Raw genomic sequence first — 26,120 nt, forward strand, 5'->3', positions numbered from 1 at the left:
GGTCTTCTTTCAGTTGTCCGGCGCACGCAACGCGCGCGGATCGCCGCGCCCGTCCACGGCAGCCTGCTCGGCCGAAGCAAGCAGGCCGTCGCGGTCCCACCCGGAAATCCGGGAGGCCGCTTCGATCAGATGCGCCCACGAACATCTGTTGGCGAACAGCATGCCGGGCACGTCGAGCGTCCCTCCACGGCTTATGTAGCCTCGCGCGGCCGTGCGCGTCGGGCCTTCGTCAAGCCGCCGCAGCAGGCCGATCATGGGCTCGGGCCTCGTATGAGATACGATCACCCGGCGCATGCCGGGCGGGAACAGGCTGGCGAGTTCCTCGTCGTTCGCGGTGAACGCGGCTTCCAGCGGATCGCGGGGGATACGGAAACGGCCGGGTTCGGACACGGCCGTCACGAGGGCGTGCCTGCCATGCATGCCGAGCCTGCGGGATGCCTTCAGTGCCTCCTCGAGTTGGTAGGCTCCGACGGCGATGAACTGGACCTCTGCCTTGGCGGGGTCCCCTTCGATGTGAGCTGCCCCCTCGGCCACGAACCGGACCGCAGCGTCGCCATCGAGCCTGTGGGGCATGTCGCGCTTGGACACGATAAGGCATGCGACCTGGCCTCTCCCCTCATAGACGGAACGAAGCGCAGCCACCGCGGTGTTCGAGTCGACGGGAAACAGGACACGCGCCGTGTCGGACATCTCGCCGAGAAGCGCCTCGCCGACGGTCGGATCCTGATGGGACTGTTCGTTCTTCGAATTCTCCCAGGTATGCGAGGTTACGACCAGGGGGACCGATATCCAGCCCGGCCGCTGGCCGGCTTCGCGCTGCCTGCGCGCGAAGACGATCTCCTGGCGCAATCCGCCGAGCATCTTCATGGCGAAGGCCTCGTAGCTCACGATCAGGTTGATGCCCCCCTTGTTCGCCAGCGCCGATGCCGCGACCGCCTCCTCGTTGAGGGCCGTGATGACCGCTCCGTCCACGGCATCGGCGACGCCGTTCTCGGTAGCGTTCACGCGATGGCGCAGCCTGTCGAGGGTGAAGCCCATGTGGTTGGAGCGAAGTTCGTCGGGATTGCCGACGCGCGGCCGCAGGTTCGGATTCGCTTCAACGAAGCGGACGAACCAGCGATCGAGCGCGTGCATGGCGCAGTCGGGAGAATCTCCGGCGCTGGACCATTCCGGGTTCGGAAACCGGGGGGCGTCGGGGTTTCTCTGCGAGAGGGCATGGTGGCTTTCCGGAGGGCGGGACTGCCGTTCGTGGACAGCTATCTCGGCAACCGCGCCTTCGATTCCTTCAGGCGGCACGAACAGCGCCCGGACGGCTTCGTTGAAGGCTTCGCGGGCCTTCGCGTCCTGCGAGGGATTCCCGGAAAGAGGCAGGTTGTGGGCGGCGTTGGTGCCCGCGCCTGGGAAGCCGTATCCCTTCACCGTTTCGGCGATCACGTAGGGGATCGGGGCCGGATACTTCGGCCGCTCGCCTTCGGCGAACCGCCGGAGCCTGTCCTCGGCCTCGATGATGGCCCAGGCGAAGGCGGCGGGATCGCGGCCGTCGATCTCGAAAGGATCGAAGCCGTTGAGACGGAGATGGGCCGCCAGCCACTCGGCGCCGCCCTGCTGCGCGATCTGCACCCGTTCTTCGATCCTTCGCCCGTTCAGGATCATGACCGGCACCGCCAGACCGGAATCCTCGGCCCTCCACCAGCGCGGGGTCCAGTCCGAACCGCGCTGCTCCTCGAACGCGCCGTCGCTCAGGAAGGCTACGAGGCTTTCTCCCGGAAGCGGGGCATGGACGTACTGGACCTCCGCGAAGCCGAGATATCCTCCTTCGGAAATTGCTCCTGCCGTGTTCGGCCCAGCATGGCTTCCGAGCGGGACGGCAGCTCTCCCGTCGGCGTCGATCGCGTAGGAATAGAAGTCTGAGACCAGCCGGGAGAGGCCTGCTTCGCTGCGGTCGTAGCGCCCCCTCTGCGCCGGGGACACGTCTCCTGTAAGAGCGTTCACGGCTTCGACAGCGGCGACGCAGTGACCCTGGCCCATCATCCATGAGCGGGTCGTTCCGGTCATGGCATTGGCTGCCAGGTAGCCCACAATGGCGGGGACCATGTTGAGCGAACCTCCCGTATGGCCCTCCGGGACGGGCTTGAAGGCATCGGCCGGAAGCGGCGCGCCGCTGAGGTCCACGCGCCTCGCGTAGGTCATATGGACGACCGTCCACATGGCGGCGGACGCGAGGCGGTCGGCCGCCGAGAGGAGGCGGTAGAACGCCGCTTCAGGCATGCGCCTGTCCTCCGCCAGCCGCATTGCCAGCTCTCGGACGCGATCGAGCGTCTCCGGCGCGTGAGCGATCACGCCGTAACCGCTAGCCCAAGCGAGGTAGTCCGGTGATGCTTTTTGGTTCACGGCGTCTTGCCTTTCCCGAGTTCGAAGCCCGGCGCCCTAGAGGAGCACGCGGACGAGCAGCAGGATTCCCAACCCCGCGAGGACGGCCCAGCACAACCAGTAGAGAACCTTCATCCAGCCCGCCTCGGGGCGGCCCGCATTCCGCTCGATGGCGTGCTTGTCGTACATGCCCCAGCCGTGCATCAGCACGCCGGCCACGAGCACGTAGAGCGCGAGGTCGGCCGCATACGGCGCGGCGAACACGCCGATGCCTCCGCCGATCAGCCCGGCGCCGAACGACGCCGCCACCTCGGCTCGTTTCAGGCGCGAAGAAGTCCTGACGGCGTCTTCATGTTGCTCCATCGCCTTGCTCCTTGGAGGACCACCTCATCTTCCGGCCGTCCAGGACGGCGGATCGCTTGCGGGAAAGGAATCCAGGCCCGCGCGTTCCACCTCGTCCAAGGGTTCCGGGGGACGGCGCTGCCGGACATTACCGCCGCCTTGCACCTGCGCGGGCAGCGCCCTTGCAACGAGCGCGGCCAGCCCTATCGCGTTGCTGTCGTGACTCACCGAATCCGTCGACACGACGCGGGCGCAAAGCGGCAGGAGACGCTCGTACGAATCCTCGGCGAATATGCCGTGGACGACCGTGACGACCGGCTTGGGGAAGCCCTGCTGCGGCAGCTTTCCGGCGGCCTCGATCAAGGTGCGTCCCGAGGACGCTATGTCGTCGACCAGCACCGGCTGGCGGCCGTGCCAGCGGGCAAGGTCCGGCACCTCGACCTCGACCCTTCGGTCGCCATGCCTGATCTTGCGGAGCACCGCATGCGGCGCGTCGATCCGTTCCGCTATGGCCGCCACCCATTGTTCGCTTTCCTCGTCCGGACCGACGAGAAGCGGGCCTTCAACCTCGGACGCGATCCAGTCGGCCAGAAGCTGCGAGGCGTGGAGGGTCGTGTCAGGGACACCATAAAGCGCTGACAGCGCGGGATAGCGGTGAAGGTGCGGGTCGACCGTGACGAGGCGGTCGAACGCTGCAGACACGATGCGCGCGAATGTCATGGAGGTCAGCGCCTCGCCCGCCTGAAAACGGCGGTCCTGGCGCATGTAGGCGAGATAGGGGGCAACCAGATTGACCTCGCGCGCGCTCAGCGACCGCGCGGCGTCCGCAGCGAACACCATGCGGAGAAAGCCTTCGTCAGGCCTCGCAAGGGTGCACACCAAGTCGACGGGCCTGTCGGTCACGTCCGCCAGGATGCGGACGTAGCTTTCCCCGTCCGGAAACCGCCGTGTCTCCAGCTTCCCGAGTTCCCAGCCGCCTTCCTGGGCGAGACGTGCGGCGAAGCCTTCGTTGCCGGGGAGCGGGAGGATGATGCGCATGGCGGGGCGCTCTGGAGCAGGTTGGCGCGCGGTCACGCGTGCCGCCTGTAGAAGCGGAGGAACTGCGCGTTGATCGCCACGATGATCGTGCTCGCCGACATGAAGACGGCGGCGACGGCAGGAGTCATGAGGAACCCCGTGCCGAAGGTGATCCCGGCCGCCATCGGGATCGCGATCGCATTGTAGCCGGTGGCCCAGATAAGGTTCTGCACCATCTTGCGGTAGGTGGCGCGTGAGAGGCCCAGGATCGCGCCCACGTCCCGCGGATCACTCCTTACGAGCACGACGTCGGCCGATTCCACCGCCACGTCCGTTCCGGCACCGATGGCGACGCCGAGGTCAGCCTGCACGAGCGCGGGCGCGTCGTTGACTCCGTCGCCGACCATGGCGACGGACAGGCCCCGGGCCTGCAGCTCCTTGATCTTGTCAGACTTCTGGTCGGGCAGCACTTCCGCGAAGAACTCCGCGATGCCCAGTTCGTTGGACACGGTTTCCGCGACGCCCCGCGCGTCGCCGGTGAGCATCACGGACTTGATGCCGAGCCTGCTCAGTTCGGCGATCGCTTCCTTCGACTCGGGCCGCACGATGTCGGCCAGCGCGAAAAGGGCGCGCGGCTCGCCGCCGCGGACCAGCACGACCACGGTCTTTCCCTGTCCCTCCAGCTCCGCAAGCCTCGCGTTACCGACTGCCTTGCCCTGCCGGGCGAGGTGGCCCGGACTGACGATCCGGATATCCTGGCCGCCGACCTTGGCCACGATGCCTTCGCCCGTGATGTTGCTCACGTCGCTGGCCTTCGGAACGGCAAGTCCTCGGTCCTTCGCTTCCGCGACGATGCCGTGGGCGATCGGATGCTCGGACTGGCTCTCTGCGGCGGCGGCGAACGCCAGTTCCTCGTTCTCGTCGCCCGCGCCGAGCAGCACGACGTCGCTGACCCCGAAGCGGCCTTCCGTGAGGGTGCCCGTCTTGTCGAACACGGCGGCATCGAGGTTTCGCGCCCGCTCGAATGCGGCACGGTCCCGGATCAGCAGGCCGTTGCTTGCGCTGAGCGAGGTGCTGACCGCCACCACTAGGGGGACTGCGAGGCCGAGCGCATGCGGGCAGGCGACAACCATCACCGTCACCATGCGCTCGAGCGCGAACTCGAGAGGGGCGTCAAGGAGGAGCCACCAGACGAAGAGGGTGCCGAAGCCGACGACGAGCGCGATGTAAGTCAGCCACGCGGCGGCGCGGTTCGCGATGTCCTGAGTGCGCGAGCGGGTCGCCTGCGCCTTCTTCACGAGATCGATGACCTGGGCGAGATAGGTCGAATCGCCCGTCGCGGTCACCCTGATCGTCACTGCGTTGGCGCCGTTGATCGCACCGCCGATGGCGGTGGCGCCAACGCCTTTGGAGACGGGGCGGGATTCGCCAGTCAGCATCGCTTCGTTGAAGCCGGACGAACCCTCGATGATCTCCCCGTCTACGGGCACCTTGGCGCCTGGGCGCACCAGAACACGGTCGCCCGGCTTCAGCGCCGAGATCGGAACCTCATGCGTGGAGCCGTCCGCGTCCAGCCTCGTTGCGCTGTCTGGCAGCAGCCGTACCAGTTCCTCGAGCGCACGCGAAGCGCCCATGACCGAGCGCATCTCCACCCAGTGCCCGAGCAGCATGATGGCGACCAGAGTCACCAGCTCCCAGTAGAAGGCCTCGCCGGGGAAGCCGAACGTCGTGGCCGAGGAAAAGAAGTACGCTGCCGAGATCGCCAGCGCGATCAGCGTCATCATCCCGGGCTGCCCCTTGCGCAGTTCGGAGAAGAAGCCCGTAAGGAAGGGCCACCCTCCGTACAGGTAGGCCACCGTCGACAGCGCGAAGAGAACCAGGCCGTCACCCGGGAACGCCAGCGTCTCGGCCAGACCCAGCCAGTGCTGGATCATGGGAGAGAGGAGCAGGACCGGAGGGGTCAGGACCAGCGTCACCCAGAAGCGGCGGCGGAAGTCCGCGACCATCGCTGCATGGTCATGGCCGCCGTGGGCATGTTCGGAATGGCTGGAGCCGGCGGCGGATACGACGTTCGGGTTCCCGTAGTAGTCTTCATCCTGACGGCGGCCAGCGGCGTGACCCTGATGGGCGTGGTGCTCGTGATGGGAATGCGGAGAGGTCATGTTTCTCTTCCTAGCGTGACGGCCGGGGACGGCGGCGACCGCCGTCCCCGGTCAGCCAGAAGATGTCGGGGAGGACAGATCTTTCAAGCCGAACCTCCCCGTTTCGCGAGCGGGATTCCTTGATCCAAGTTAAGTTCCGGGCAGGCGGCGGCTGCCGCTAGCGCACCACCAAGACAGGGATCGAGGAACCCGCCAGCACTTCCTGCGTCTGGCTCCCCAGCAGCAGGCGGCCAAGTCCGCGACGGCCATGCGAGGCCATGACGATCAGCGAGCAGCCCTTCGTGGCCGAGACCTCGAGGATCGCTTCCGCCGGGCGACGGCCGGGAACGTGAAGCGTCTCGCAGGGGACGCCGAGCCTATCGGCGCTGGCCTTTATCGACTCGAAGATATCGAGTGCGGACTTCCGCTGATCGGCTTCATAACGATCCAGTTCGTCGGGACCGAGCGCCCAGCCATCGCCGACATATACTGGAAACGGCTCCGTTACGGTGACTACGGTGACCTTGGCGGCCAGGTTCTTGGCCAGCGAAAGCCCGTGGTCGACACCCTTTTGGGCGAGATCGGAGCCGTCCGTCGCGATCAGGATATGCTTGTACATTGGCGTGGTTCCCGTCTCTTACGTGTCATCGGATCGAGATCGTCGTCCCGGCGCGGCCTTCGAGGATCGCGCGCGCGTCTTCCAGGCGGCCGATGCCGGAAAGCCGACCCTCGACGGCGGCGAAGGCGATCGCCGCCTCGACCTTAGGACCCATCGAACCCGGGGGGTAGGCAGCCGGATTCAACTTGTCCGGACTGACCCGCCGGATCGGCCTTTGCCGAGGCGTTCCCCAGTCTTCGTAGACGGCATCGACGTCCGTGAGCATCAGGAAGGCATCGGCGTCGAGCTGCTCGGCCAGCAATCCGGCGGCGCGATCCTTGTCGATGACCGCCTCGACGCCCTCGAGATCGCCGTCCTCCTTGCGGATGACGGGAATCCCGCCGCCGCCGGCGCAGATGACGACCACGCCGAACTTGACCAGAAGCCGGATCACCTCGATCTGGGTGATGCGCTTGGGAAGAGGAGAGGGGACCACGCGCCGCCACTTGCCCTTCGTTTCCTCGACCAGGGGCCAGCCGTGCTCGTCTCCCGCCTTCCGGGCTTCCCGGTCGTCGTAGACAGGACCGATCGGCTTCACCGGGTTCGCAAAGGCCGGATCGCCGCGGTCGACCTCTATCTGGGTGAGCAGCGTGGCGAGCTTCGCGTTCTCCGGCAGGGCGTTGGCCAGTTCCTGTTCGACCAGATAGCCGATCATGCCGACGCTCTCGGCGCTGATGATGTCGAGCGGGTAGGGCGGCACCTCCTTGTAGGCGGCGGCCTGCAGGGCGAGCAGGCCAACCTGCGGCCCGCTTCCGTGGGCGACCACTATGTCGTGGTCAAGTGCGAGGTCGGCGAGCGCGAGGGCAGCCCTGCGCACGTTCGCGCGCTGCACCTCGGCTGTCATGGGTTCGCCTCGCTTCAGGAGCGCGTTCCCGCCGAGGGCGACTACGACGCGCATGTCAGGACCCCAAGGTGGCGACTAGCACCGCCTTGATCGTGTGCATGCGGTTCTCCGCCTGGTCGAAGACGATCGAGGCATCGGACTCGAACACTTCCTCCGTCACCTCCATGCTGTCGATGCCATACCGTTGAAAAATCTTCTCGCCGATCTCCGTCTCGCGATTATGAAAGGCGGGCAGGCAGTGCATGAACTTGGCGTGGGGGTTGCCCGTCGCCGCCATGATGTCGGAGGTCACGCGGTAGGGCGTGAGCAGCCTAATGCGCTCCTCCCAGACCGAATCTGGCTCGCCCATCGAGACCCAGACATCCGTATAGACGAAGTCGCAGCCCTTCACGGACTCGGCCGCATCCTCGGTGAGCGTGATCGTCGCGCCCGTCCGTTGCGCGATCTCGCGGCAGCGCGCCACCAGCGTCTCCTCCGGCCAATATGCCTTCGGCGCGCCGAGGCGGACGTCCATGCCGATCAGGGCGGCGCCCTCAAGCAGCGAATTGCCCATGTTGTTGCCCGCATCGCCAAGGAAGGCAAAGGCGACCTGCGACAGGTGCTTGCGGGTGTATTCGCGCATGGTCAGGAAGTCGGCGAGGATCTGGGTCGGATGGAACTCGTCGGTGAGCCCGTTGTAGACGGGCACGCCCGAAAAGGCGGCCAGCGTCTCGGCCTGTTCCTGCCCGAAGCCGCGATACTCGATGCCGTCATAGAGCCGGCCGAGCACGCGGGCTGTGTCCTTCATCGATTCCTTCCTGCCGATCTGCGTGCCCGTCGGCCCGAGATAGGTGACGTGAGCGCCCTGGTCGTAGGCAGCGACCTCGAATCCGGTCCGGGTGCGCGTCGAATCCTTCTCGAAGATCAGCGCGATGTTCTTGCCCTTCAGCCGCTGCTCTTCGTAGCCGCCGTACTTGGCCTGCTTGAGCGACGCAGAGAGGCGCAGCAGGAAACGGATGTCGTCGGGAGCGAAGTCGAGCAGCTTGAGGAAGCTGCGGCCCTTCAGGTTGACTGGCATGGGTCTTCCTCCGCCTCAGACCGGATCGCGGACCAGCGGGCAGGTCATGCAGTGTCCGCCGCCCCGCCCGCGCCCCAGCTCCGCGCCGGGCACGGTGATGACCTCGACTCCGGCCTTGCGGAGCTGGGTGTTGGTGTAGGTGTTGCGGTCGTAACCGACGACCACGCCGGGCTCGAGCGCGACGACGTTGTTGCCGTCGTCCCACTGCTCGCGCTCGGCGACGTAGGCGTCGCCGCCGGTCTGCACGGTGCGCAGCTTCTTGAGGCCGAGCGCGTCGGCGACGACTTCGGTGAGATGCCCCTTTTCCTGGTGCACGTCGATTTGCCAGTCCTTCTCGCCCGGCCGCAGCGAATAGGCCGTGATGCCGTCGACGACACCGGCGAACAGCGTCACCAGATCTCGGTCGCAGAAGGTGAAGACCGTGTCGAGATGCATGGAGGCGCGTTCGACCGGCAGCTTGCAGGCGATGACCCGCTCGGCTCCGCCCTGCGCGAACAGCGCCCGGGCGAGCTGGCCGACGGCATGCGGCGTGGTGCGCTCGCCCATGCCGACCAGCACGAGGCCGTTGCCAAGCGGCATCACGTCGCCGCCCTCCAGCGTTGCCAGCCCGTAGTCGTTGTCGGGATCGCCCCACCAGACCGGGAAACCCGCGTCGCGGAAATCCGGATGGAAGCGGTAGACGGCGGCGATGTTGACCGTCTCCAGCTTGCGCGCGTTCCAGCGCATCGGGTTGAGCGTCACGCCGCCGTAGATCCAGCAGGTCGTGTCGCGGGTGAAGAGATGGTTGGGCAGCGGCGGCAGGATGAAGTCCTCCGGCCGGAGGACTTGCGTCAGTACGCCCTTCGGCTCGATCGGCAGCTCGGCCCTGCTCATGCCGCCCATCAGGACGAGCGACAGCGCGTCGGCGTCGGCCTCCATCAGCATCGCCTTGAGGTCGTCGGCGAGCCCGACGCCGACAGTGTTCTCGTTGACGCGCCGGTCGAGCAGCCAGCGCCGGGCTTCCGCGTCCTGCATCGTCTCGGCCAGCGCCTCGCGCAGGAAGACGACCTCGGCGCCGCGGTAGCGGATCGCGTCGACGAAGGTCATGTGCTCCACGCGCGCCTGCTTGACCCAGATGACGTCGTCAAACAGCAGCTCGTGGCAGTTCGAGGGCGTCAGGCGGGCAAGGGCGGCACCCGGGCGGTCGACGAGGACGCGTCTCAGCTTGCCCACCTCTGAGTGGACGCCGTAGGTGATGGTCATCGACTTCTCCTTCAGCCGACCACGACTGCGACGCTGAGGCTCGCCATGATGATGACGGTCAAGATGACGAGCAGCGGCCACATGAAGCGCAGCCAGCGCTCGTAGGGCACCCGGCCGATGGCGAGCGCGCCCATCACCACCGCGAAGGTCGGGTTGATGAGGTTCACGATGCCGTTTGCCGACTGGTAGGCGGTCACCACGAGTTCGCGGCCCACTCCAGCGAAGTCGGCCACCGGCGCCAGGATCGGCATCGACAGCACGGCGAGGCCGGACGAGGACGGCACGAAGAAGGACAGGAGCACCTCGATCCAGTAGATGACGTTGACGAAGGCGACTTCGCCCAGTCCTGCAACCGAAAGCTCGGCCCAATGCAGGATCGTGTCGCTGATCCTTCCCGCGTCCATGATGACGACGATGCCGCGTGCCAGTCCGATGATGAGGGCGACGCCGAGCAGGTCACGCGCGCCGTTGAGGAAGGCGTCGACGAACTTCTCCTCGCCTGGCCGCGCGATCAGGCCGACGAGGATGGCGGAAGCGAGGAAGAGACCGCTCATCTCGCCCATCCACCAGCCGCCGCGCAGCACGCCCCACACCATGACGACGAAGGTGAGCGCGAACACGCCGAGCACGATCTTGTGCAGGCCGGTGAACTCGGGCGTTCCGTCCTGCTGTCCGGCGAGGAAGTGCGCCTCGTTCTCCGCCTTGCGGTCGTAGACTAGGGACTGGCTCGGATCGAGCCGCACGCGCTCCGCATAACGCATCACGTAGATCACGCAGGCGAGCCAGCAGAGGCCGAGGATGACGAAGCGAAGCACGATGCCCTGCGTGAAGGGAACGCCGGCCGCATCCGATGCGATCACGGTCGCGAACGCGTTCACGGTCGAGCCCAGCACGCCTACGCCCGCGCCAAGCAGGATGATGGCGACGGCCGTGACAGCGTCGTAGCGCGCCGCGATCATGACAGGGATCAGGAGCACGTAGAAGGCGAGCGTCTCCTCCGCCATGCCGTAGGTGGTGCCGCCAAAGGCGAACAGCGCCATCAGAACCGGGATCATCCACTTCTCGCGGCCCTTGAGCGCCGTCATCGCGCTGCCGATGCCAGCGTTGATCGCTCCAGTGGAGGCCACCACGCCGATGAAGCCGCCGATGACGAGCACGAACAAGGCCACGTCGATGGCGTTGGCCTCGTTTGTGGCTGGGTTGTAGAGGCCTCCGATGGGGGCCATGATGACGTCGAACACGTCCTGCGGATTGGCTTCCGCGGGCGCATAGGTGCCGGCGACCGGTACCTCGCGGTCGAGCGCGGGATTGAGGACGCGCTCGTACTGTCCGGCCGGAATGATCCAGGTCAGCGCCGCCACGAGGACGATCAGCCCGAACAGGATGGTGAATGCCGTCGGGAAGCGCAGCCTGCGCGGTGCGGCGGTGGCGGATGTGCTCGTCATGATGTTCCCCCGTCTCCTGGAGGGGAGCCGCGACGAACGAGCGGACGGCGAACCCCAAGGTTTCCAGCTCGACACCGGCCGGGACTCCGGCACGCGATCGAGCGCGAGAGGCGGAAAAGACGAGATTACCCGTAACTCGCCGGTTCCGCCGATGGGCGCATCTAAGGCGCGGAGCGAGGTTCCGTCTTTGATCGAGGTTAAATTCGACTGACGGCGCATCCCCTATGTTCGGGTCAAGACTGGGATCGGGACACAGGATCGGTCGGGGTCGCCGATTTCACATGAGGCCGCTGCGACCGCGGCGGCCCAGAGAGAAACAGAGAGGATGCCCGTATGAAGTCCTGGTCGAGAATCGTGCTGTTGCTCGCGCTTGCCGCGTCTCCGGGCGTCGCCATGTCGCAAGATGCGCATCACCCCGGAAGCGGGAGCGACCACGCAGCGCCCGCCGCTCCTGCCGTGCCCGAGCAATGCGCACCGATGATGCAGATGATGGAAGGCATGATGGGCCAGCACATGGACAGCTGCATGAACGCGCTGCCGGAGTCGTCCCGGGCCTACATGGGGGCGATGATGGGAATGCATGGACCCATGATGGAAGCCATGCAGATCGACCAGCCCGATGTCGCGTTCGTGAAGGGAATGATCCCGCACCATCAGGCCGCCATCGACATGGCAAAGGCCGCCTTGCAGTTCGGGTCGGACGAGCAGGTGCGGAAGTGGGCCCAGGAGATAATCGACGCGCAGCAGGCGGAGATCGACGCCATGAACGCCTGGCTTCAGGCGAGAGGCCAGTAGGCGGAACGTTCGAGACAGAAGCTTGTGACCGCCCGCGCGTGCCTGGCGGTCACGGAAGGAGGCAAGTCAGTGAGGAAAGCCCGGACGCTCTCCCGCGCAAGTCCGCTGCCTCTTGCGATCACGGCCCTGGCTTTGGCCCTGTTCCTGATGACAGTCCCTGCGCGATCCGCCGAAGGATATGAAACTGCGGGCGGCTTCGCGGTGTACCTCGGCGTCATGCCTGCCGCTCTCGTCAAAGGGCATCCCGGGAGCGGCGGCCAGGGGGCGATGCACGGCGGCACGCGGGGCGGGGAGCATGAGCAGCACGTCGTCGTGGCCATCTTCAACGCGGCAAGCGGAGAGCGCGTCGAGGACGCAAGGGTCGTCGTGACGGTTTCCGGCCTGGGTCATGTGGGCCACAGGCGCATTGCCCTCGAGCCGATGGCCGTAGCGGGAACGGTTACGTACGGCGCATTCGTCGATCTGCCGGGCCGCGACCGCTTCCAGCTTGAGGTTGATATCGACGTGCCGGGGCGGGCCGATACCGTGCGGGTCGTCTTTCCGAACGAGCACATCAAGTAGCGGCGACAGCCGTCCGCGGCGGGTGTCCTCCCGCGGCTGGTGCCCCGATCCTGCGACGTCTGCAGGCCATGGCGGACATGCTCGAGCGGCTTGCTGCTAGCGGCCTGCAGCTGCGAGATCGCCGGATGTGCTTCCACGAAGCATCGACGCCGTCTCGGCATGTCGGGTCTCCATCATGCGGAGACGGCCTTCTTCGTCGCCGATGTAGTCGCGCGCGAGCGGCACCGAATCCTGTCGCCTGGCGATCTGCATCTGGAACACCATCAATCCCTGGTGCCGGAACGCCATTTCGGAAACGCCGAGATAGAATTCCCACAGGCGCACGAAGCGCTCGTCGTAAAGTTGCGCCGCGGCCGCCCGCTCCGCCAGGAATCGCTCTCTCCAGTGCCTGAGCGTCTCTGCGTAGTGGAGCCGCAGGATCTCGATGTCCGTGACGACGAGGCCGGAGCGTTCTACCGAGGAAAGCACCTCGGAGAGCGCGGGAATGTATCCCCCGGGGAATATGTACTTCGCGATCCAGGGATTGGTGAATCCCGGTGGGTCGACTCGGCCGATGGAGTGGAGCAGAAGGACCCCATCGTCGGTGAGGACATCGCGGCATTTGCGGAAGAACTCGTCGTAGTGACGGACGCCGACGTGTTCGAACATGCCGACCGAGACGATCCGTTCGAAACGTCCCGTCACGTCCCGGTAGTCGAGAAGCCGGAAATCGACGCGTTCGGGATGCTGCGCCGCCGCCGCCCGGGTGTTGGCGTACTGGCGCTGTTCTTCGGAGAGCGTGATCCCGGTAACGTGCGCCCCGTACGTTTCCGCCAGGCTCAGGGCAAGGCCTCCCCAGCCACACCCGATGTCCAGGACGCGGGCGTTCCTGTGGATGAGCAGCTTGGCGGCGATGTGGCGTTTCTTTGCCTCTTGGTCTTCGTCGAGCGTTGCGTCGGCTGATTCGAAATAGGCGCAGCTGTACTGCCGGTCGGCGTCGAGGAAGAGGTCGTACAGACGCCCGTCGAGATCGTAGTGATGCGCGACGTTGCGTCTGGATCGCCCGCGCAAGTTACGCTGGCTGAGACCGCGAAGCATGAAGCGCAGTCCGGCCAACATTCGCGAGAAAGCCGAACGTTGGTCCATCTGGTCCTGCGAGAGGAGAAGCTCTAGCAGGTCGGTTATTGTTCCCTCGTCTAGCGCCATCCCTCCGTCCACGTAGGCTTCGCCCAGCCGGAGCTCCGGATCGGACAGGACGCGGCGTTGCGCGGAGGAGGAAGTGAAGCGCACTGCCACCGGTGTTCCGCTGCCGTCGCCGAACGTTCGGGTGGTGCCTTTGGCGGTTGTTACCTTGAGGGTTCCTCTTTTGACGAGGCGGTCGATGGTTTTCAGAATGAACGCGTCCATGTTTTCCAGGGAGGGGTTCGGACTTGACGGGATGGTGGAGATGAACGGATCTCGAAGAGCTTATCCAGGCCGCTCGCTGATGAGCACGGCTCCGGTAGTTATGTGTCGACCCTCCGGGCCGGTCGCGCGCCTAGCCGCGGAAAGTAGCCTGGCACTTCTTTCATGTACCGGGCGTACGCCTCACCGTGTTCGGCAAGTACCTCCCGCTCTTCGCGGAGCGCCAACCGCCAGTACATGAAGACCAGAACGGGAAACATCGCGAGGGTCAGCAATGTCGGCCACTGGAGAAGGAAACCGAACATGACGAGCACGAATCCCACATATTGGGGGTGCCGCATCCGCGCGTAGACGCCCGTTGTCGCAAGTGCGCCCCGGCGCTGGGCCTCGTAGAGCACTTTCCATCCCGCTGAGATCAGGACGAAGCCACCGCCGATGAAGATGAAGCTGAGGACATGGAACGGGCCGAAATGAGGATTGGCTCGCCAGCCGAGAAGTTCTTCCAGCAGATGGCCTGCATCGTGCGAGAACCAGTCGATCTCGGGATAGCGTGTCTGCAGCCATCCGGACAGGAGGTAGATCGTGAGCGGAAAGCCGTACATCTCCGTGAAGAGCGCCACGATGAACGCGCTGAACGCCCCAAACGAGCGCCAGTCGCGTGTGGTCGTGGGCTTGAAGAACGTGAAGGCGAAGAAGATGAATACGGCGGAGTTCAGGACCACCAGGGACCATAGGCCGTAGGCTGGAATATTTTCTTGCATGGGGCGCTCCGGACCGCCTGATCAATGTCGGTGCGGCGGCTGCCGCGAGCGGGGGAAGGACCTGTCCGAATGCTCATCGTGCCCGCCGTGCCTGCCATGCATGAAGACGTGAAGCAGCGGGCAGGCGAGGATCAGCAGCCACGGCAGCCAGCCAAGAAGGTGTGCCCGATGTTCCGCGATCAAGTAGAAGGCAGCGAGGGCGAGGAAGCCGAAAAGGGCGACGTTGGAGGCCGTTGATCGACCTTTGCGCCCCTCGTCCTCGTTTGAACGGTTCGTGTCGCGTTCCATGAGCTCTCCGTCTTGGAGGATGGCTGACCTGGGTGATCGGGACACGATCAGGCGAGGGAGCACTGGAAACCTTGATCCAGGTTAAGCTGCCTTGATGCACCCGTCGGTGCTGGGCAGCATCGGAACCCAATACGACGACTATGGCCGTTTCGATGTTGTGGCCAACGGTTGATCTGCCCGCTTGCTCTTTAATCCAGATCAAACACTCGAAGGGGGGCCGTTGGTAGGAAACGAGGTTTCTTCCCTTCCAAGGTATCGCAATGCTTCTTTGAGGGCAGAAGGACTGGTGCGGGAGAATCTGGTCGAAGAAAATGGATGACCGGGCTGCGATGGTTCAAGCAAGTATGCCGGACAGCGCCGCCGCATGGCACGCTCTCGACATCGAGGCGACCTATGCCACGCTGAACAGCGGCCGGCACGGCCTCACCTCGGTCGAAGGGACGGAGAGGCTTGCACGCCATGGACGCAACGAGCTTCCGCCGCCGCCACGCCGCCATCCTGTCCTGCGGTTCCTGGCGCAATTCCACAACACGCTCATTTACTTCCTGTTTGCCGCCTCCGTTGCGGCCTGGGCGCTCGACCACATCATCGACGCCAGCGTGATCGTGGCGGTGGTCGTGGTGAACGCCGTCGTCGGCTTCATCCAGGAGGGCAAGGCCGAGCAGGCGCTGGAAGCGATCCGCGGCATGATCGCACCCAAGGCGTCAGTGCTGCGGGACGGCCGACGCGTTTCATTGGCGGCGGCGACGCTGGTGCCGGGCGATGTGGTGCTCCTGGAGGCAGGCGACCAGGTGCCAGCGGACCTGCGCCTGTTCCGCACGCGCGCGCTGTTGATCGACGAGGCAATCCTGACGGGCGAGTCGGTTGCGGCGGTGAAGCAGGACCGGCCCGTCGATACGGATGCGCCGTTGGGGGACCGCTCCTCGATGGCCTTTTCCGGGACGCTGGTCGCGGCCGGGCAGGGGGCGGGCGTGGTGGTGGCCACCGGCGGCTCCACGCAGATCGGCCGCATCAGCCGCCTCGTCGGAGGAGTCGGCACGCTGACCACCCCGCTGCTGCGGCAGATCAACCAGTTCGGCAGCCGCTTCACTTTCGTCGCGATCGCGACCGCTGTCGCCCTCTTCGCCTTCGCGACGCTGGTGCGCGCCTATGCCTGGGACGAGGCTCTGCTGGTCGTGGTGGCGCTTGCCGTTGGAGTGGTGCCGGAGGGGCTGCCCGCCGTCATCACAATCACGCTCGCCATAGGCGTGCAGCGCATGGCGGCGCGCCACGCCATCATCCGGCGGCTACCGGCGGTCGAGACGCTGGGCTCCACCTCGGTCATCTGCTCCGACAAGACCGGCACGCTCACGCGCAACGAGATGACGGTGCGCCGCATCGTCACCGCGGACCACGAACTGGCAGTCGAAGGGGTCGGCTACGAGCCCGTCGGCGCACTCGTCCTGGCGGACGCCAGGCAGGATGCGCTTTCTCCCGTGGCGAGACAGCTCGTCCGCGGCGCGCTGCTCTGCAACGACGCGGTTCTCGTCGAGAGGGACGGCAACTGGCGCGCCGAGGGCGATCCGATGGAGGGCGCACTGGTGTCGCTCGCGATCAAGGCCAGCGTCGATCCTGACCGCTACAGGACCGGCTGGGAGCGCATCGACGAGATTCCCTTCGACGCGCAGCACCGCTTCATGGCCTCGCTGCATATCGCGCCGGGCAAGGAAAGCCGCTTCATCTTCGTGAAGGGTGCTCCGGAGCGAATCCTCGAAATGTCCGACCGTCAGGCCGGACAGGACGGAGACGGGCCTGTCGACGCGACCTACTGGGCAAACCGGATCGCCGAGATTGCCTCGCAAGGCGAGCGCGTGTTGGGCTTCGCCTGCAAGGAGGTGGCCAACGGGGCTTCACTCACCTTCGCCGAGGTCGAGCAGGGCATGCTCTTCCTCGGCATCGCCGGCTTCATCGACCCGCCGCGAGACGAGGCGGTCAAAGCCGTCGCCGAGTGCCGGTCGGCGGGTATCAGCGTCAAGATGATCACCGGCGACCACGCTATCACGGCGGCCGCCATCGCGCGGCAACTGGGCCTCGCCGACGAGCCTCAAGTCGTCACCGGTCCGGATCTGGATGCGGTGTCCGACGCGGACCTGCCGGAACTCGCCCGCCGCACCACTGTCTTTGCCCGCACCAGCCCCGAGCACAAGCTCAGGATCGTTCGGGCGCTGCAGTCGGACGGCGCGGTCGTCGCCATGACGGGAGACGGCGTCAACGATGCGCCGGCGCTCAAGCAGGCGGATGTGGGCATCTCGATGGGTCGCAAGGGCACCGAGGCCGCCAAGCAGGCCGCCGAGATGGTGCTTGTGGACGACAATTTCGCAACGATCGTCGCGGCGGTCCACGAGGGCCGCACGGTCTTCGACAACATCCGCAAGGTGATCGCCTGGACGGTGCCTACGAACGGCGGCGAGGCCGTCACCATCATCGTGGCACTTCTGGCTGGCCTCACCATCCCGATGACGCCCGCTCAGATCCTCTGGATCAACATGGTGCTTACCGTCTCCCTCGGGCTGGTCCTCGCCTTCGAGCCGGCCGAGCCCGACGTGATGCGCAGGCCGCCGCGCCCGGCCGGGACGGCGCTGCTGTCGCGCTTCCTCGTCTGGCGTATCGCCTTCGTGTCGCTGCTGTTCGTCGCGGGCTCGTTCGGCATTTTCGCCTGGGCGTTCTGGCGCGGCTTCGACATCGATACGGGCCGCACCATGGTCGTCAACACGATGGTGGTGATGGAGATCTTCTATCTCTTCAACGTCCGCTACATGCATATGCGCTCGATAAGCTGGCATGGCTTGCTGGGCACGCCGATCGTGCTCGCGGCGATCGGCGCCGTGGTCGGCGCGCAGTTCGCCTTCACCTATGCGCCTTTCATGCACGCGTTGTTCACGTCGCGGCCGATACCGCTGCTGGACGGGCTGCTGATCGTCGTCGTCGGCGTGGCCCTGATGCTGGTGCTGGAGGCGGAAAAGACCCTCATGCGCCGCTACGGCTTGCTCGAAAGGCTGGACACGCAGGCTGCGCCGAAGCCGATCGCTGTCCGAGGAGACAGGAAAAGATGAACGGAAAGACGCAGTTCAACATCTGGTACTGGGTGGCGGCCTTCGTAGGACTGATGGTCTTCCAGATGATCTTCACTACCGCCACGCAGGTGGCCCAGATTCCCTACAGCGAGTTCGAGGGCCACCTTCAGGCGGGCCGTATCGCGGAATTGCAGGTGTCGGACAACTACATGCAGGGTACGTTCCGGCAGCCGCTGGACGGCGGGCAGACCCGCTTCATAACCACCCGCGTCGAGCCGGACCTGGCAGAACAGCTGCGCCAGTACGACGTCGTCGTGACGGGGCAGGTCGAGAGCAACTTCCTGCGCGACCTGCTCTCGTGGATCGTACCGATGGCGCTGTTCATCGGCGTATGGATGTTCCTCATCCGCCGCATGGGCGGCGGAGCGGGCGGCATGCTCCAGATCGGCAAGAGCAAGGCGAAGGTTTATGTCGAGACCGACATCAAGGTCACCTTCGAAGACGTGGCTGGAGTGGATGAGGCCAAGGCGGAACTGCAGGAGATCGTCGATTTCCTGAAGAACCCGGATGAATACGGCAGGCTGGGCGGGCGCATGCCCAAGGGCGTGCTGCTGGTCGGCCCTCCCGGCACTGGCAAGACGTTGATCGCCAGGGCTGTCGCCGGGGAGGCCGGCGTGCCGTTCTTCTCCATTTCCGGTTCGGAGTTCGTTGAGATGTTCGTCGGCGTGGGCGCAGCCCGCGTGCGCGACCTGTTCGAGCAGGCGCGCGCCCGGGCGCCCGCCATCATCTTCATCGACGAGCTCGACGCGCTCGGCCGCGCCCGCGGCCTCGGCCCGGTCATGGGCGGCCATGACGAGAAGGAGCAGACGCTGAACCAGCTTCTGTCCGAGCTGGACGGGTTCGACCCCACCATCGGCGTGGTGCTGCTGGCCGCGACCAACCGGCCCGAGATACTCGATCCGGCGCTGCTGCGCGCCGGCCGCTTCGACCGCCAGGTGCTGGTCGACCGTCCGGACAAGCAGGGTCGCATCGCCATCCTGCACGTGCACATGAAAAAGGCGAAGCTTGCGCCGGACGTGGACGCGGAGAAGGTGGCCGGCATCACGCCGGGCTTCACCGGCGCTGATCTCGCCAATCTCGTCAACGAGGCTACGCTGCTCGCCACCCGCCGCAAGGCCGCCGCCGTCACCATGGACGACTTCAACAACGCGGTCGAGCGAATCGTGGCCGGGCTGGAGAAGCGCAATCGCCTGCTTAACCCGAAGGAGCGCGAGGTGGTCGCCTATCACGAGATGGGCCACGCGCTGGTGGCGCTGGCGCTGCCGGGCGTGGATGCCGTGCACAAGGTTTCCATCATCCCTCGCGGGGTGGGCGCGCTTGGCTACACGATCCAGCGCCCGACCGAAGACCGCTTCCTGATGACCCGCGAGGAACTCGAGAACAAGATGGCCGTGCTGCTCGGAGGAAGGGCGGCGGAGAAGATCGTGTTCGGGCACCTGTCGACCGGCGCGGCCGACGATCTCGCCAAGGTGACCGACATCGCCCGCGCAATGGTGACGCGCTACGGGATGTCGGAAGGGCTCGGCCATGTGGCGCTGGAAAAGAGCCAGAACCCCTTCCTGAGTCCGAATCCCTACGCTGGCTACCCGCAGGAGCGCGACTACGGCGAGGCTACGGCCGACGCCATCGACGCTGAGCTTCGCGCCATCGTCGAGCAGTCCTTCAACCGCGCCGTCAAACTGCTCACCGAGCGGCGCGACCTTCTGGAGAGGACCGCACGGCGGTTGCTTGAGAAGGAGACGCTCGACGAGGCGGAACTGAGCGTCCTGGTCTTGGTCCCGACCTCCGGCAGCAGCGGTGCCCAGGATTCGTCATCCGTCGTCCGCTCGCCGAAGCGAAGGACAGGTCCCGGCGGCAGATAGCAGGTCGTTTCCTCTACATAGGACGCGCGCCGCTACCGACCTGCACACCCCGGGCGCTGTCACGCTGCTGGCAAGGCGTCGAACCCGCGCACGAGAGCATCCACGGTGCGCGCGCAGGAGCCGATCCGCACATCGATCCCCGCCGTGGACAACCTGTCGAGATCGGGTCTGGCAATGAAACCGCATACCAGCTTGGCGATGCCGCTCGACAAGACCAGATCGCATGTCGACAGGCCGGTGCGTTTCGCGTTTGCTCGAAAAACCCGTGTCCTCGCGCCGGGGTCGACGACCAGCAAGCCATCGCACTTGGAGAAGAAAGGACTGAGCATCATCCTCCGCTGGCTACGGGCGACAAGGATGCCGACCCGGTGAGGCCGGTCAGGCAAAAGAGAGGCTGCCGATGCCATCGTTGACCTGCGGGAGCGGTAATCTCTGGCGGTAAGGTATGGAACGTCGGTCGCCCGCACCTTAACCTCGATCAAGCATTCGCTCGATCCTGCGGCACGCCCGCCCTGATGATCCGGATTGAAGGCGTAGCGCATGCAGCAGGCCCGTGCTTGACCTGCATCAAGGTGGCCCAGGATGTGTTATGCACTACTACGCGTCCAGACGCCCGCCCGTCAGCGCGCGTCTGAGGGCGAAGGTGCAGTCATATGCTCAGGTTTCTGGCATTGCTGATCGTCTGTGTGGCCTCCTTCCTGATGCAGGGGGAGCCTGCGGCCGCCCACGAAAAGCGGTCATCGCTGCTTCAAGCTGTCGTGTCGGCCCCGATGGGAAACGCTGCCGTCAGCGTGTCGCCGAACGAGACAGGTGACTGTCCGTCCGGCCAAGCCTGCTGCGTGGCCGCCTGCACGCCCTGCCAGGCGCCGCTGTTCGGCGATCGGACCGAACCCGTAACGCCGCCGGTCGACGTTTCGTCGGTTCCGATCTCTCCGGAAGAATTCCCGCAATCGAACCTTCCTGATCGGGATCCGCCCGTTCCCAAGGCATAGCGTCGTCCAGTCGCCTGGCTCGAGCCTTGCGCCAGCCTTGCCTCGGCAGGGCGGCCAATGCGGAGCGCTTCTGTTCGCGCGGGATTCGCCCGAGTGCGGCGCCGCCGGCCGGACCGCGAGTCAGGGACCTTCATCCAACATCAAAATTGACAGGCCGAATGCGGCCCTGAACGGGCATGGCACCCGGAGGTGTAATGTGAACTGGCATCGAGCGTCTTTACCCAAAGAGACTGCCCGGTCGATCCGCCGCGACGATTGGGAAATCATCGAACGCGGATGGAATGGACCACGTCTTAGTGAATTGCCGCCGCTGGAGGCGCCACGCGCATCGGGCGTGCCGGCTTCGGATTTGAACGGGCGCGCGCGGCGCGGCAGCAGAGGAGATGACGGCGGGTCTTGGATCGCGCCGTCGTCGGCGGATCAACATCGGCTGGTGTCCCGGTATCGTGCCGGGGACCGGAAGATCGAGGCTGGGCGGGACCTGTTCAGCATTGGTTCCAGCGGCGGGGCGATCTTCAACCTCCTCGACGGATGGGTGGCGCTCTACACCCTGCTCGAAGACGGGCGGCGACAGATCGTGCAGTTTGCCTTGCCCGGCGCGGTGCTAGGCATCCTTCCGTCGAAACGCGCGCAGGCGACATTCGGAGCCCAGGCGTTGACCGACGTCGTGGTTTCCGTGATCCCGGCCGCCGTGCTGGCTTCCTTCTCGCGCGACGAGCCGGAGATCACCATGCGGCTGGCACGTTCCTTGGCGCGCGACTGCAGCATGGCCTACGACCGCATGACGAGCATCGGTCGGCGCTCGGCGCGGGAACGTGTGGCGCATCTCCTTCTGGAGCTGTTCACCAGATACCGGGCGCAATGGCCGGGCACGCGAATCGAGGAGATGGCCCTCCCTCTCACGCAGGAGCAGATCGGTGACGCGACGGGTCTCACTTTCGTCCACGTCAACCGGGTGCTCAGCGCCATGCGCAAGCAGGGAGTTGTCGAGTTCCATTACCGTCGCCTTCGGATACTCGACCCCGATCGTCTGATCGAGGTGGCCGGAGTCGATCCGCAGATGGCACTCTCCTGGCTTGAGGGGCGGTCGCCCGGGTAGAGGCTCAGCGGGCGGCAACCCATTGGACTCAACCACGGGCGCCTTAAGGCCCAGGCGCCTGTCCCTCGGTATCGGGCGGCGCCACGACGATAGCTCCACGCTCGACAAGCACGATGCCCGCGAGCGAAAGCGCCAGGCCTGCGATCATTGGCGCGCTGGCGTGCTCGCCGAAGTACGCGATCCCGATGGCGAGGGCGATGAATGGCGTAAGAAAGGTGAACGCGTTCGCTCGGCCGAGCGGCACGCGACCAAGGAGCCAGAACCAAAGCCAATACGCCATCGCCGTCCCCGGAAGCGCGAGCCCGAGCAGGGCTAGCAGGAACATGGGAGACAACACAGTCTCGGAGGGGCGCTCGAACAAGAGCGCCATGACGGCAAGCGGAACCGCTCCCAGGAGCAGCTGAGCGGCCATCGCCACGAGCGGGTCGAGACGGTTGCTGACGGCTTTCATCAAGACGTTGCCGAACGCGATGCCGACAGCGGCGATGATGACGTAGGCAAGTCCGGCAGGGAACCCCGGAGCACCCGCAAGGCCCAGTTGCGGAAGGCTGACGACGACGATGCCAAGGAAGCCGAGACCGAGTCCGAGATACTGCAGGCGGCCAAGTCCCTCGTGCAGCAATACGAGCGCGAGAATGGCAGCGATCAGGGGCTGGCTGTTGGTGACTACGGTTGCCAGACCGGGCGAGACGAACTCGGCCGCATGGAACATCCCGAAATACGCCACCGTGGTCGATCCGAAGCCAATGCCGCCAAGCGCGACCCATGCGCGGAAGTCCGGAGGCCATGGCCGGCGCAACACAGCCGCGATCAACGCCAGGGAGATTCCCGCAACGATCGCGCGGAGGGCGGCGAACGTAAGGTGCGGGACATGAGCCAGTCCCATGGTGATCAAGGGGTAGCAGAGTGCGTTGAGGACGGCGACCAGCACGAGCAGGGGAGTGAAGCGCATGATCTGCCTGTCAACCGCGTCAGAGGTCAGCCCGACGCGGCCGCATGCGCAGCGCGGATTTGTTCGCCCTTTTCGCAATGGCAGTCGAGAAATCCGTGGACGGGGCAGGTCCGGCACATCTCTTCCAGGCGTTTCCGCAATGCCTGCCGTCCGCGGTGGAGCCGGACCGTGACGTTGTTGAGCGACGTGCCCAGGCTCGTCGCCAGCCGGTCGCGTGGTTCGCCGAGAATGTCGGCGCGCCAAACGATGTCGGAGTACTCGGGCTTCAGCGTCGGCAACAGCCTATAGAGGCAGTTGCAGACCGCTGCATCGAGTTCGGGATCCGGATCGACGGGGTGGTTGTCGAGGCTCTCCTGGTCGACGTCGACCTCCCGACGGCGCCTGCGCGTCGCGCGCCTCTGGTGATCGACGATCGTCGTGGCGAGAACCCTTCCCAGCCATCCGCGCACAGTCCGTACGTCCCGGAGCTGCGCCGCGCGCTCCAGCGCGCGCACCGAGAAAGCCTGCAGGACCTCCTCGGCCTCGTCGCGATCACGGAGACGCATGCTGAGGAACTGGAGCAGTTCCTCGCGGGCCTCGACGAGCGCCCTTTGGACGGCTGCGTCGTGGGGCTTGACTGCATCGCCTTCGTCAGAGTCCTGACGCTGATCTCGGCCCTTCGCCATCTTTCCTCGTTTGACCAGGATGTACCCATCGGCCTCACTCGATCATAAAAGGGCATGGGTCGCTCTCGATCCTTAATCCAGATCAAGGTTTCGGGCTGCTGTCTGCCGCAGTTTCCCTGACGGATACGGCAGCGACGACTTCGACATCTGACGTCGATCCCGGATGCTCGCCGAAATGCGAGGGAGTCGCTTGACCTTCCCCCTGCTGGAAGCTGCAGGCTTGTTCAAGCAAACGAGGCCGTGAGATGATCAAGCTCAACGTTCCGGACATGACCTGTGGCCACTGCGAGGCAGCCATCCGCAAGGCTGTAAAGTCGGTCGACCCTTCGGCAGACGTGAGGGTCGACCTCCCGGCACGAACCGTAGAAGTGCGAGGCGAGGCTGGTCCAGACGACCTGCGCGCCGCCATTGCCGCAGAAGGCTATGTCACGGAAGCCGCCTAGATCAGCAGCGCCAATCCATTGGGCGCAGCTGCCTGCGTGTGCTGTTCGGTTCCTCCGCCGCGGCGTGTAGAGCATCGTCGCCGTTTGATCCAGCACAAGCGGCTGCGTCAGGAAATGGCCTAAGCTGACCTCAGATGGAAGGATAGGCACTCTTGAGCTCGCAGACCGGACCAAAAGCCACCAGAGGAAGGCGCCGCAGCGCGCCCTCGTGGGGTGCTTTGGCGATTGCGATGCTGCTGGCCTTCACGTTTTCCATCGGAACGGCGCATGCTTTCGCCGGGACGCACGCCAACGCTGCCGGTTGGCAGAGTTCCCATGCGGTGTCCGTCAAAGCTGATCAACATGTGCAGGGAGTACCCTGTGACGATCATGAAGCCGATGCGAATACGGGCGACGGCTGTTGCCTGTTGTCCGCTCCGTGCGCCTTCTGCGCGCCCTTGGCCGACCCTTCAATAGCCGTGCCGACTCCTTTGAAGGTCAGCTTCGGTCTCGAGACCGAAAGGCTGGCTTCCGGCATATCCGAACTGCAGCTTCGCCCTCCGAGACTCCTGGCACACCAGAGCGCGCGCGCCGCCTAAGGGGTTCGTGCGCAGCAATGCAACCGGCGGCCGACCGGCCGCAGCGAATCTTGGAGTCCTGAAATGAACAGAATCTCACGCCGCCAATTCCTGGCGTCCGCGACCGCTTTCGGCGTCGCGGGCATGGCCGCCTCCTTCGGGCCAGGCCAACGCGATGCCTTTGGAGCGCCCGTTGCCACCATACGGGCACAGCGCCGGACAATCGAAGTGCACGGACGCGCGGCCACCGTGCTTGGGCTGCTCCGGCCCGACGGAACCCACGGGCTTGTGCTCGATGCCGGGTCCGATTTCGCGGTCCGACTGGAAAACGCCCTCGACGCGCCGACCCTCATCCACTGGCATGGCCTGACGCCTCCCTTCGGCCAGGATGGCGTGCCGGACCTGCCGCAGCCTTTGCTTGGCCCTGGCGAGGTCTACGACTATCTATTCCCGCTCGACACGCCTGGCACCCACTGGATGCACGCCCACACGCTGCAGGAACAGCAGCTGCTGGCGGCGCCCCTGATCGTGAGAGATCCCGCCGAGTCCTCGCTCGATGAGCAGGAGGTGGTGGTTCTTCTGCACGACTTCAGCTTCAGGAGCCCGGAAGAGCTGCTAGCCGGCCTGACAGGCGGGACCGGCATGGTGGGCCATGGCTCCGCGTCCGGGCACGGTGCCGGACATGGAGCGGAAATGGCGTCCGCGGAGGCCGTCTCGATGGATATCAACGATATCGAGTACGACGCCTACCTCGCCAACGACCGCACGCTGGAAGACCCCGAAGTCTTCCGGATTGATCGGAACGGCACGGTCCGCTTGCGGCTGATCAACGGAGCGACGGCGACGGCCTTCTGGATCGACACCGGCGAATTGCAAGGCGAGGCGATCGCGGTCGACGGAAATCCCGTGGTCCCGGTGGAGGGGCGCCGCTTTCCGTTGGGGATGGGCCAGCGGATCGATCTCCGGCTCCGGATGCCGGCGGAGGAGGGCGCCTGGCCGATATTCGCCGACCGCGAAGGGGCCGTCCAGCGGACCGGCTTCGTGCTCGCCACTGCGGGAGGCGCCGTGAAGCGGTTCGCGTCTGCAGCGGAACGCCCTTCCGCAGCGATCGACCTGACGTTCGAGACCGGCCTTCGATCCGTCCTCCCTGCCAAGGTCACTGGCCCCAGCCGACGCAAGCAGGTCGTCCTTGGTGGTGACATGGCGAAATACACCTGGACGCTTAATGGGAAGGTCTGGGGGTCTCACGAGCCGATCGAGGTAACCAAGGGCGAACGTGTCGAGATCGTCATGCGAAACGACAGCATGATGGGGCACCCGATGCACCTGCACGGCCATCACTTCCAGGTGGTCGAGATCGACGGGACGAGGATAGCAGGCGCGGTACGCGATACCGTCTGGCTGCCTCCGCAAGGGGCGGTGACCGTCGCTTTCGAAGCGGACAATCCCGGCGAGTGGGCATTCCATTGCCACCACCTCTACCACATGGCGACGGGCATGATGACGACCGTCCGCTACGTCGGCTGAAATTCA

The 26,120-nt window shown here is 65.6% G+C and carries 22 protein-coding genes; 7 read left to right on the forward strand and 15 right to left on the reverse strand.

The annotated features are described in order from the left end of the window. Window positions 1–9: 9 nt before the first annotated feature. From EJC49_RS15260 to EJC49_RS15300, 9 genes are all read right to left on the reverse strand, one after another. Window positions 10–2,268 (reverse strand): phosphoketolase family protein, encoded by a 2,259-nt coding sequence (locus EJC49_RS15260; protein WP_245453413.1) that lies wholly within the window; start codon window positions 2,266–2,268, stop codon window positions 10–12. A gap of 159 nt (window positions 2,269–2,427) precedes the next feature. Next, window positions 2,428–2,733 (reverse strand): hypothetical protein, encoded by a 306-nt coding sequence (locus EJC49_RS15265; protein ID WP_126700801.1) that lies wholly within the window; start codon window positions 2,731–2,733, stop codon window positions 2,428–2,430. Between the two features lie 24 nt (window positions 2,734–2,757). Beyond that, window positions 2,758–3,750 (reverse strand): ribose-phosphate pyrophosphokinase, encoded by a 993-nt coding sequence (locus EJC49_RS15270; RefSeq protein ID WP_126700802.1) that lies wholly within the window; start codon window positions 3,748–3,750, stop codon window positions 2,758–2,760. Window positions 3,751–3,782: 32 nt separating this feature from the next. Further along, complete coding sequence (locus EJC49_RS15275; RefSeq protein ID WP_126700803.1) at window positions 3,783–5,891, reverse strand: heavy metal translocating P-type ATPase; 2,109 nt, start codon at window positions 5,889–5,891, stop codon at window positions 3,783–3,785. Window positions 5,892–6,048: 157 nt separating this feature from the next. Further along, window positions 6,049–6,489 (reverse strand): universal stress protein, encoded by a 441-nt coding sequence (locus EJC49_RS15280; RefSeq protein ID WP_126700804.1) that lies wholly within the window; start codon window positions 6,487–6,489, stop codon window positions 6,049–6,051. A gap of 25 nt (window positions 6,490–6,514) precedes the next feature. Next, window positions 6,515–7,426 carry a carbamate kinase gene (arcC, locus tag EJC49_RS15285; protein ID WP_126700805.1) on the reverse strand — a complete coding sequence of 304 codons (912 nt, stop codon included), beginning with the start codon at window positions 7,424–7,426 and terminating at the stop codon, window positions 6,515–6,517. A 1-nt stretch (window position 7,427) separates the two neighbouring features. Further along, window positions 7,428–8,429 (reverse strand): ornithine carbamoyltransferase, encoded by a 1,002-nt coding sequence (gene argF, locus EJC49_RS15290; RefSeq protein ID WP_126700806.1) that lies wholly within the window; start codon window positions 8,427–8,429, stop codon window positions 7,428–7,430. 15 nt (window positions 8,430–8,444) lie between these two features. Further along, window positions 8,445–9,671 carry an arginine deiminase gene (arcA, locus tag EJC49_RS15295; RefSeq protein WP_126700807.1) on the reverse strand — a complete coding sequence of 409 codons (1,227 nt, stop codon included), beginning with the start codon at window positions 9,669–9,671 and terminating at the stop codon, window positions 8,445–8,447. Window positions 9,672–9,682: 11 nt separating this feature from the next. After that, on the reverse strand, window positions 9,683–11,116 hold the full coding sequence (locus tag EJC49_RS15300) for a YfcC family protein (protein WP_126700808.1): 1,434 nt from the start codon (window positions 11,114–11,116) through the stop codon (window positions 9,683–9,685). A 333-nt stretch (window positions 11,117–11,449) separates the two neighbouring features. Between EJC49_RS15300 and copM the strand changes: the two genes are divergently transcribed. Together copM and EJC49_RS15310 are read left to right on the forward strand one after the other, a co-directional pair. Continuing rightward, window positions 11,450–11,911: a CopM family metallochaperone gene (copM, locus tag EJC49_RS15305; protein ID WP_126700809.1), complete on the forward strand. Its 462-nt coding sequence runs from the start codon at window positions 11,450–11,452 to the stop codon at window positions 11,909–11,911. A gap of 69 nt (window positions 11,912–11,980) precedes the next feature. Next, on the forward strand, window positions 11,981–12,472 hold the full coding sequence (locus EJC49_RS15310; RefSeq protein ID WP_126700810.1) for a hypothetical protein: 492 nt from the start codon (window positions 11,981–11,983) through the stop codon (window positions 12,470–12,472). Window positions 12,473–12,568: 96 nt separating this feature from the next. Here EJC49_RS15310 and EJC49_RS15315 read toward each other — a convergent pair whose 3' ends face one another. The 3 genes from EJC49_RS15315 to EJC49_RS15325 form a co-directional block, all read right to left on the reverse strand. Beyond that, window positions 12,569–13,858, reverse strand: a complete 1,290-nt coding sequence (locus EJC49_RS15315) for a cyclopropane fatty acid synthase (protein WP_126700811.1) — start codon at window positions 13,856–13,858, stop codon at window positions 12,569–12,571. A 98-nt stretch (window positions 13,859–13,956) separates the two neighbouring features. Then, entirely contained in the window at window positions 13,957–14,616 is a 660-nt protein-coding gene (locus EJC49_RS15320; protein ID WP_126700812.1) for a methyltransferase family protein, read from the reverse strand. A gap of 21 nt (window positions 14,617–14,637) precedes the next feature. After that, window positions 14,638–14,904 (reverse strand): DUF2933 domain-containing protein, encoded by a 267-nt coding sequence (locus EJC49_RS15325; protein WP_126700813.1) that lies wholly within the window; start codon window positions 14,902–14,904, stop codon window positions 14,638–14,640. 329 nt (window positions 14,905–15,233) lie between these two features. Between EJC49_RS15325 and EJC49_RS15330 the strand changes: the two genes are divergently transcribed. Then, on the forward strand, window positions 15,234–17,996 hold the full coding sequence (locus tag EJC49_RS15330; RefSeq protein WP_126700814.1) for a cation-transporting P-type ATPase: 2,763 nt from the start codon (window positions 15,234–15,236) through the stop codon (window positions 17,994–17,996). After that, the gene (gene ftsH, locus EJC49_RS15335; protein ID WP_126700815.1) at window positions 17,993–19,879 is read left to right on the forward strand and encodes an ATP-dependent zinc metalloprotease FtsH; all 1,887 of its coding nucleotides are present in this window, start codon (window positions 17,993–17,995) and stop codon (window positions 19,877–19,879) included. The genes EJC49_RS15330 and ftsH overlap by 4 nt, the downstream gene beginning before the upstream one ends. Before the next feature lie 59 nt (window positions 19,880–19,938). Here the strand turns inward: ftsH and EJC49_RS15340 are convergent, their stop codons facing one another. Continuing rightward, a complete protein-coding gene (locus tag EJC49_RS15340) occupies window positions 19,939–20,421 on the reverse strand; it encodes a hypothetical protein (protein WP_126700816.1) in 483 nt (160 codons plus the stop codon). Window positions 20,422–21,067: 646 nt separating this feature from the next. Between EJC49_RS15340 and EJC49_RS15345 the strand changes: the two genes are divergently transcribed. Next, window positions 21,068–21,970 carry a Crp/Fnr family transcriptional regulator gene (locus EJC49_RS15345; RefSeq protein WP_245453414.1) on the forward strand — a complete coding sequence of 301 codons (903 nt, stop codon included), beginning with the start codon at window positions 21,068–21,070 and terminating at the stop codon, window positions 21,968–21,970. Between the two features lie 43 nt (window positions 21,971–22,013). Here EJC49_RS15345 and EJC49_RS15350 read toward each other — a convergent pair whose 3' ends face one another. Together EJC49_RS15350 and EJC49_RS15355 are read right to left on the reverse strand one after the other, a co-directional pair. Further along, complete coding sequence (locus EJC49_RS15350; RefSeq protein ID WP_126700817.1) at window positions 22,014–22,922, reverse strand: DMT family transporter; 909 nt, start codon at window positions 22,920–22,922, stop codon at window positions 22,014–22,016. A gap of 26 nt (window positions 22,923–22,948) precedes the next feature. Beyond that, the gene (locus tag EJC49_RS15355; protein ID WP_126700818.1) at window positions 22,949–23,587 is read right to left on the reverse strand and encodes an RNA polymerase sigma factor; all 639 of its coding nucleotides are present in this window, start codon (window positions 23,585–23,587) and stop codon (window positions 22,949–22,951) included. Window positions 23,588–23,832: 245 nt separating this feature from the next. Here EJC49_RS15355 and EJC49_RS15360 point away from each other — a divergent pair, with 245 nt between their 5' ends. After that, window positions 23,833–24,030, forward strand: coding sequence for a heavy-metal-associated domain-containing protein (locus EJC49_RS15360; protein ID WP_126700819.1), 198 nt, complete (start codon window positions 23,833–23,835; stop codon window positions 24,028–24,030). A 650-nt stretch (window positions 24,031–24,680) separates the two neighbouring features. Continuing rightward, window positions 24,681–26,114: a multicopper oxidase family protein gene (locus tag EJC49_RS15365; RefSeq protein WP_425358823.1), complete on the forward strand. Its 1,434-nt coding sequence runs from the start codon at window positions 24,681–24,683 to the stop codon at window positions 26,112–26,114. Window positions 26,115–26,120: the final 6 nt, after the last annotated feature.

Origin of the sequence: Aquibium carbonis (assembly GCF_003970795.1) — a bacterium.
Classification (GTDB): Bacteria; Pseudomonadota; Alphaproteobacteria; order Rhizobiales; family Rhizobiaceae; genus Aquibium; species Aquibium carbonis.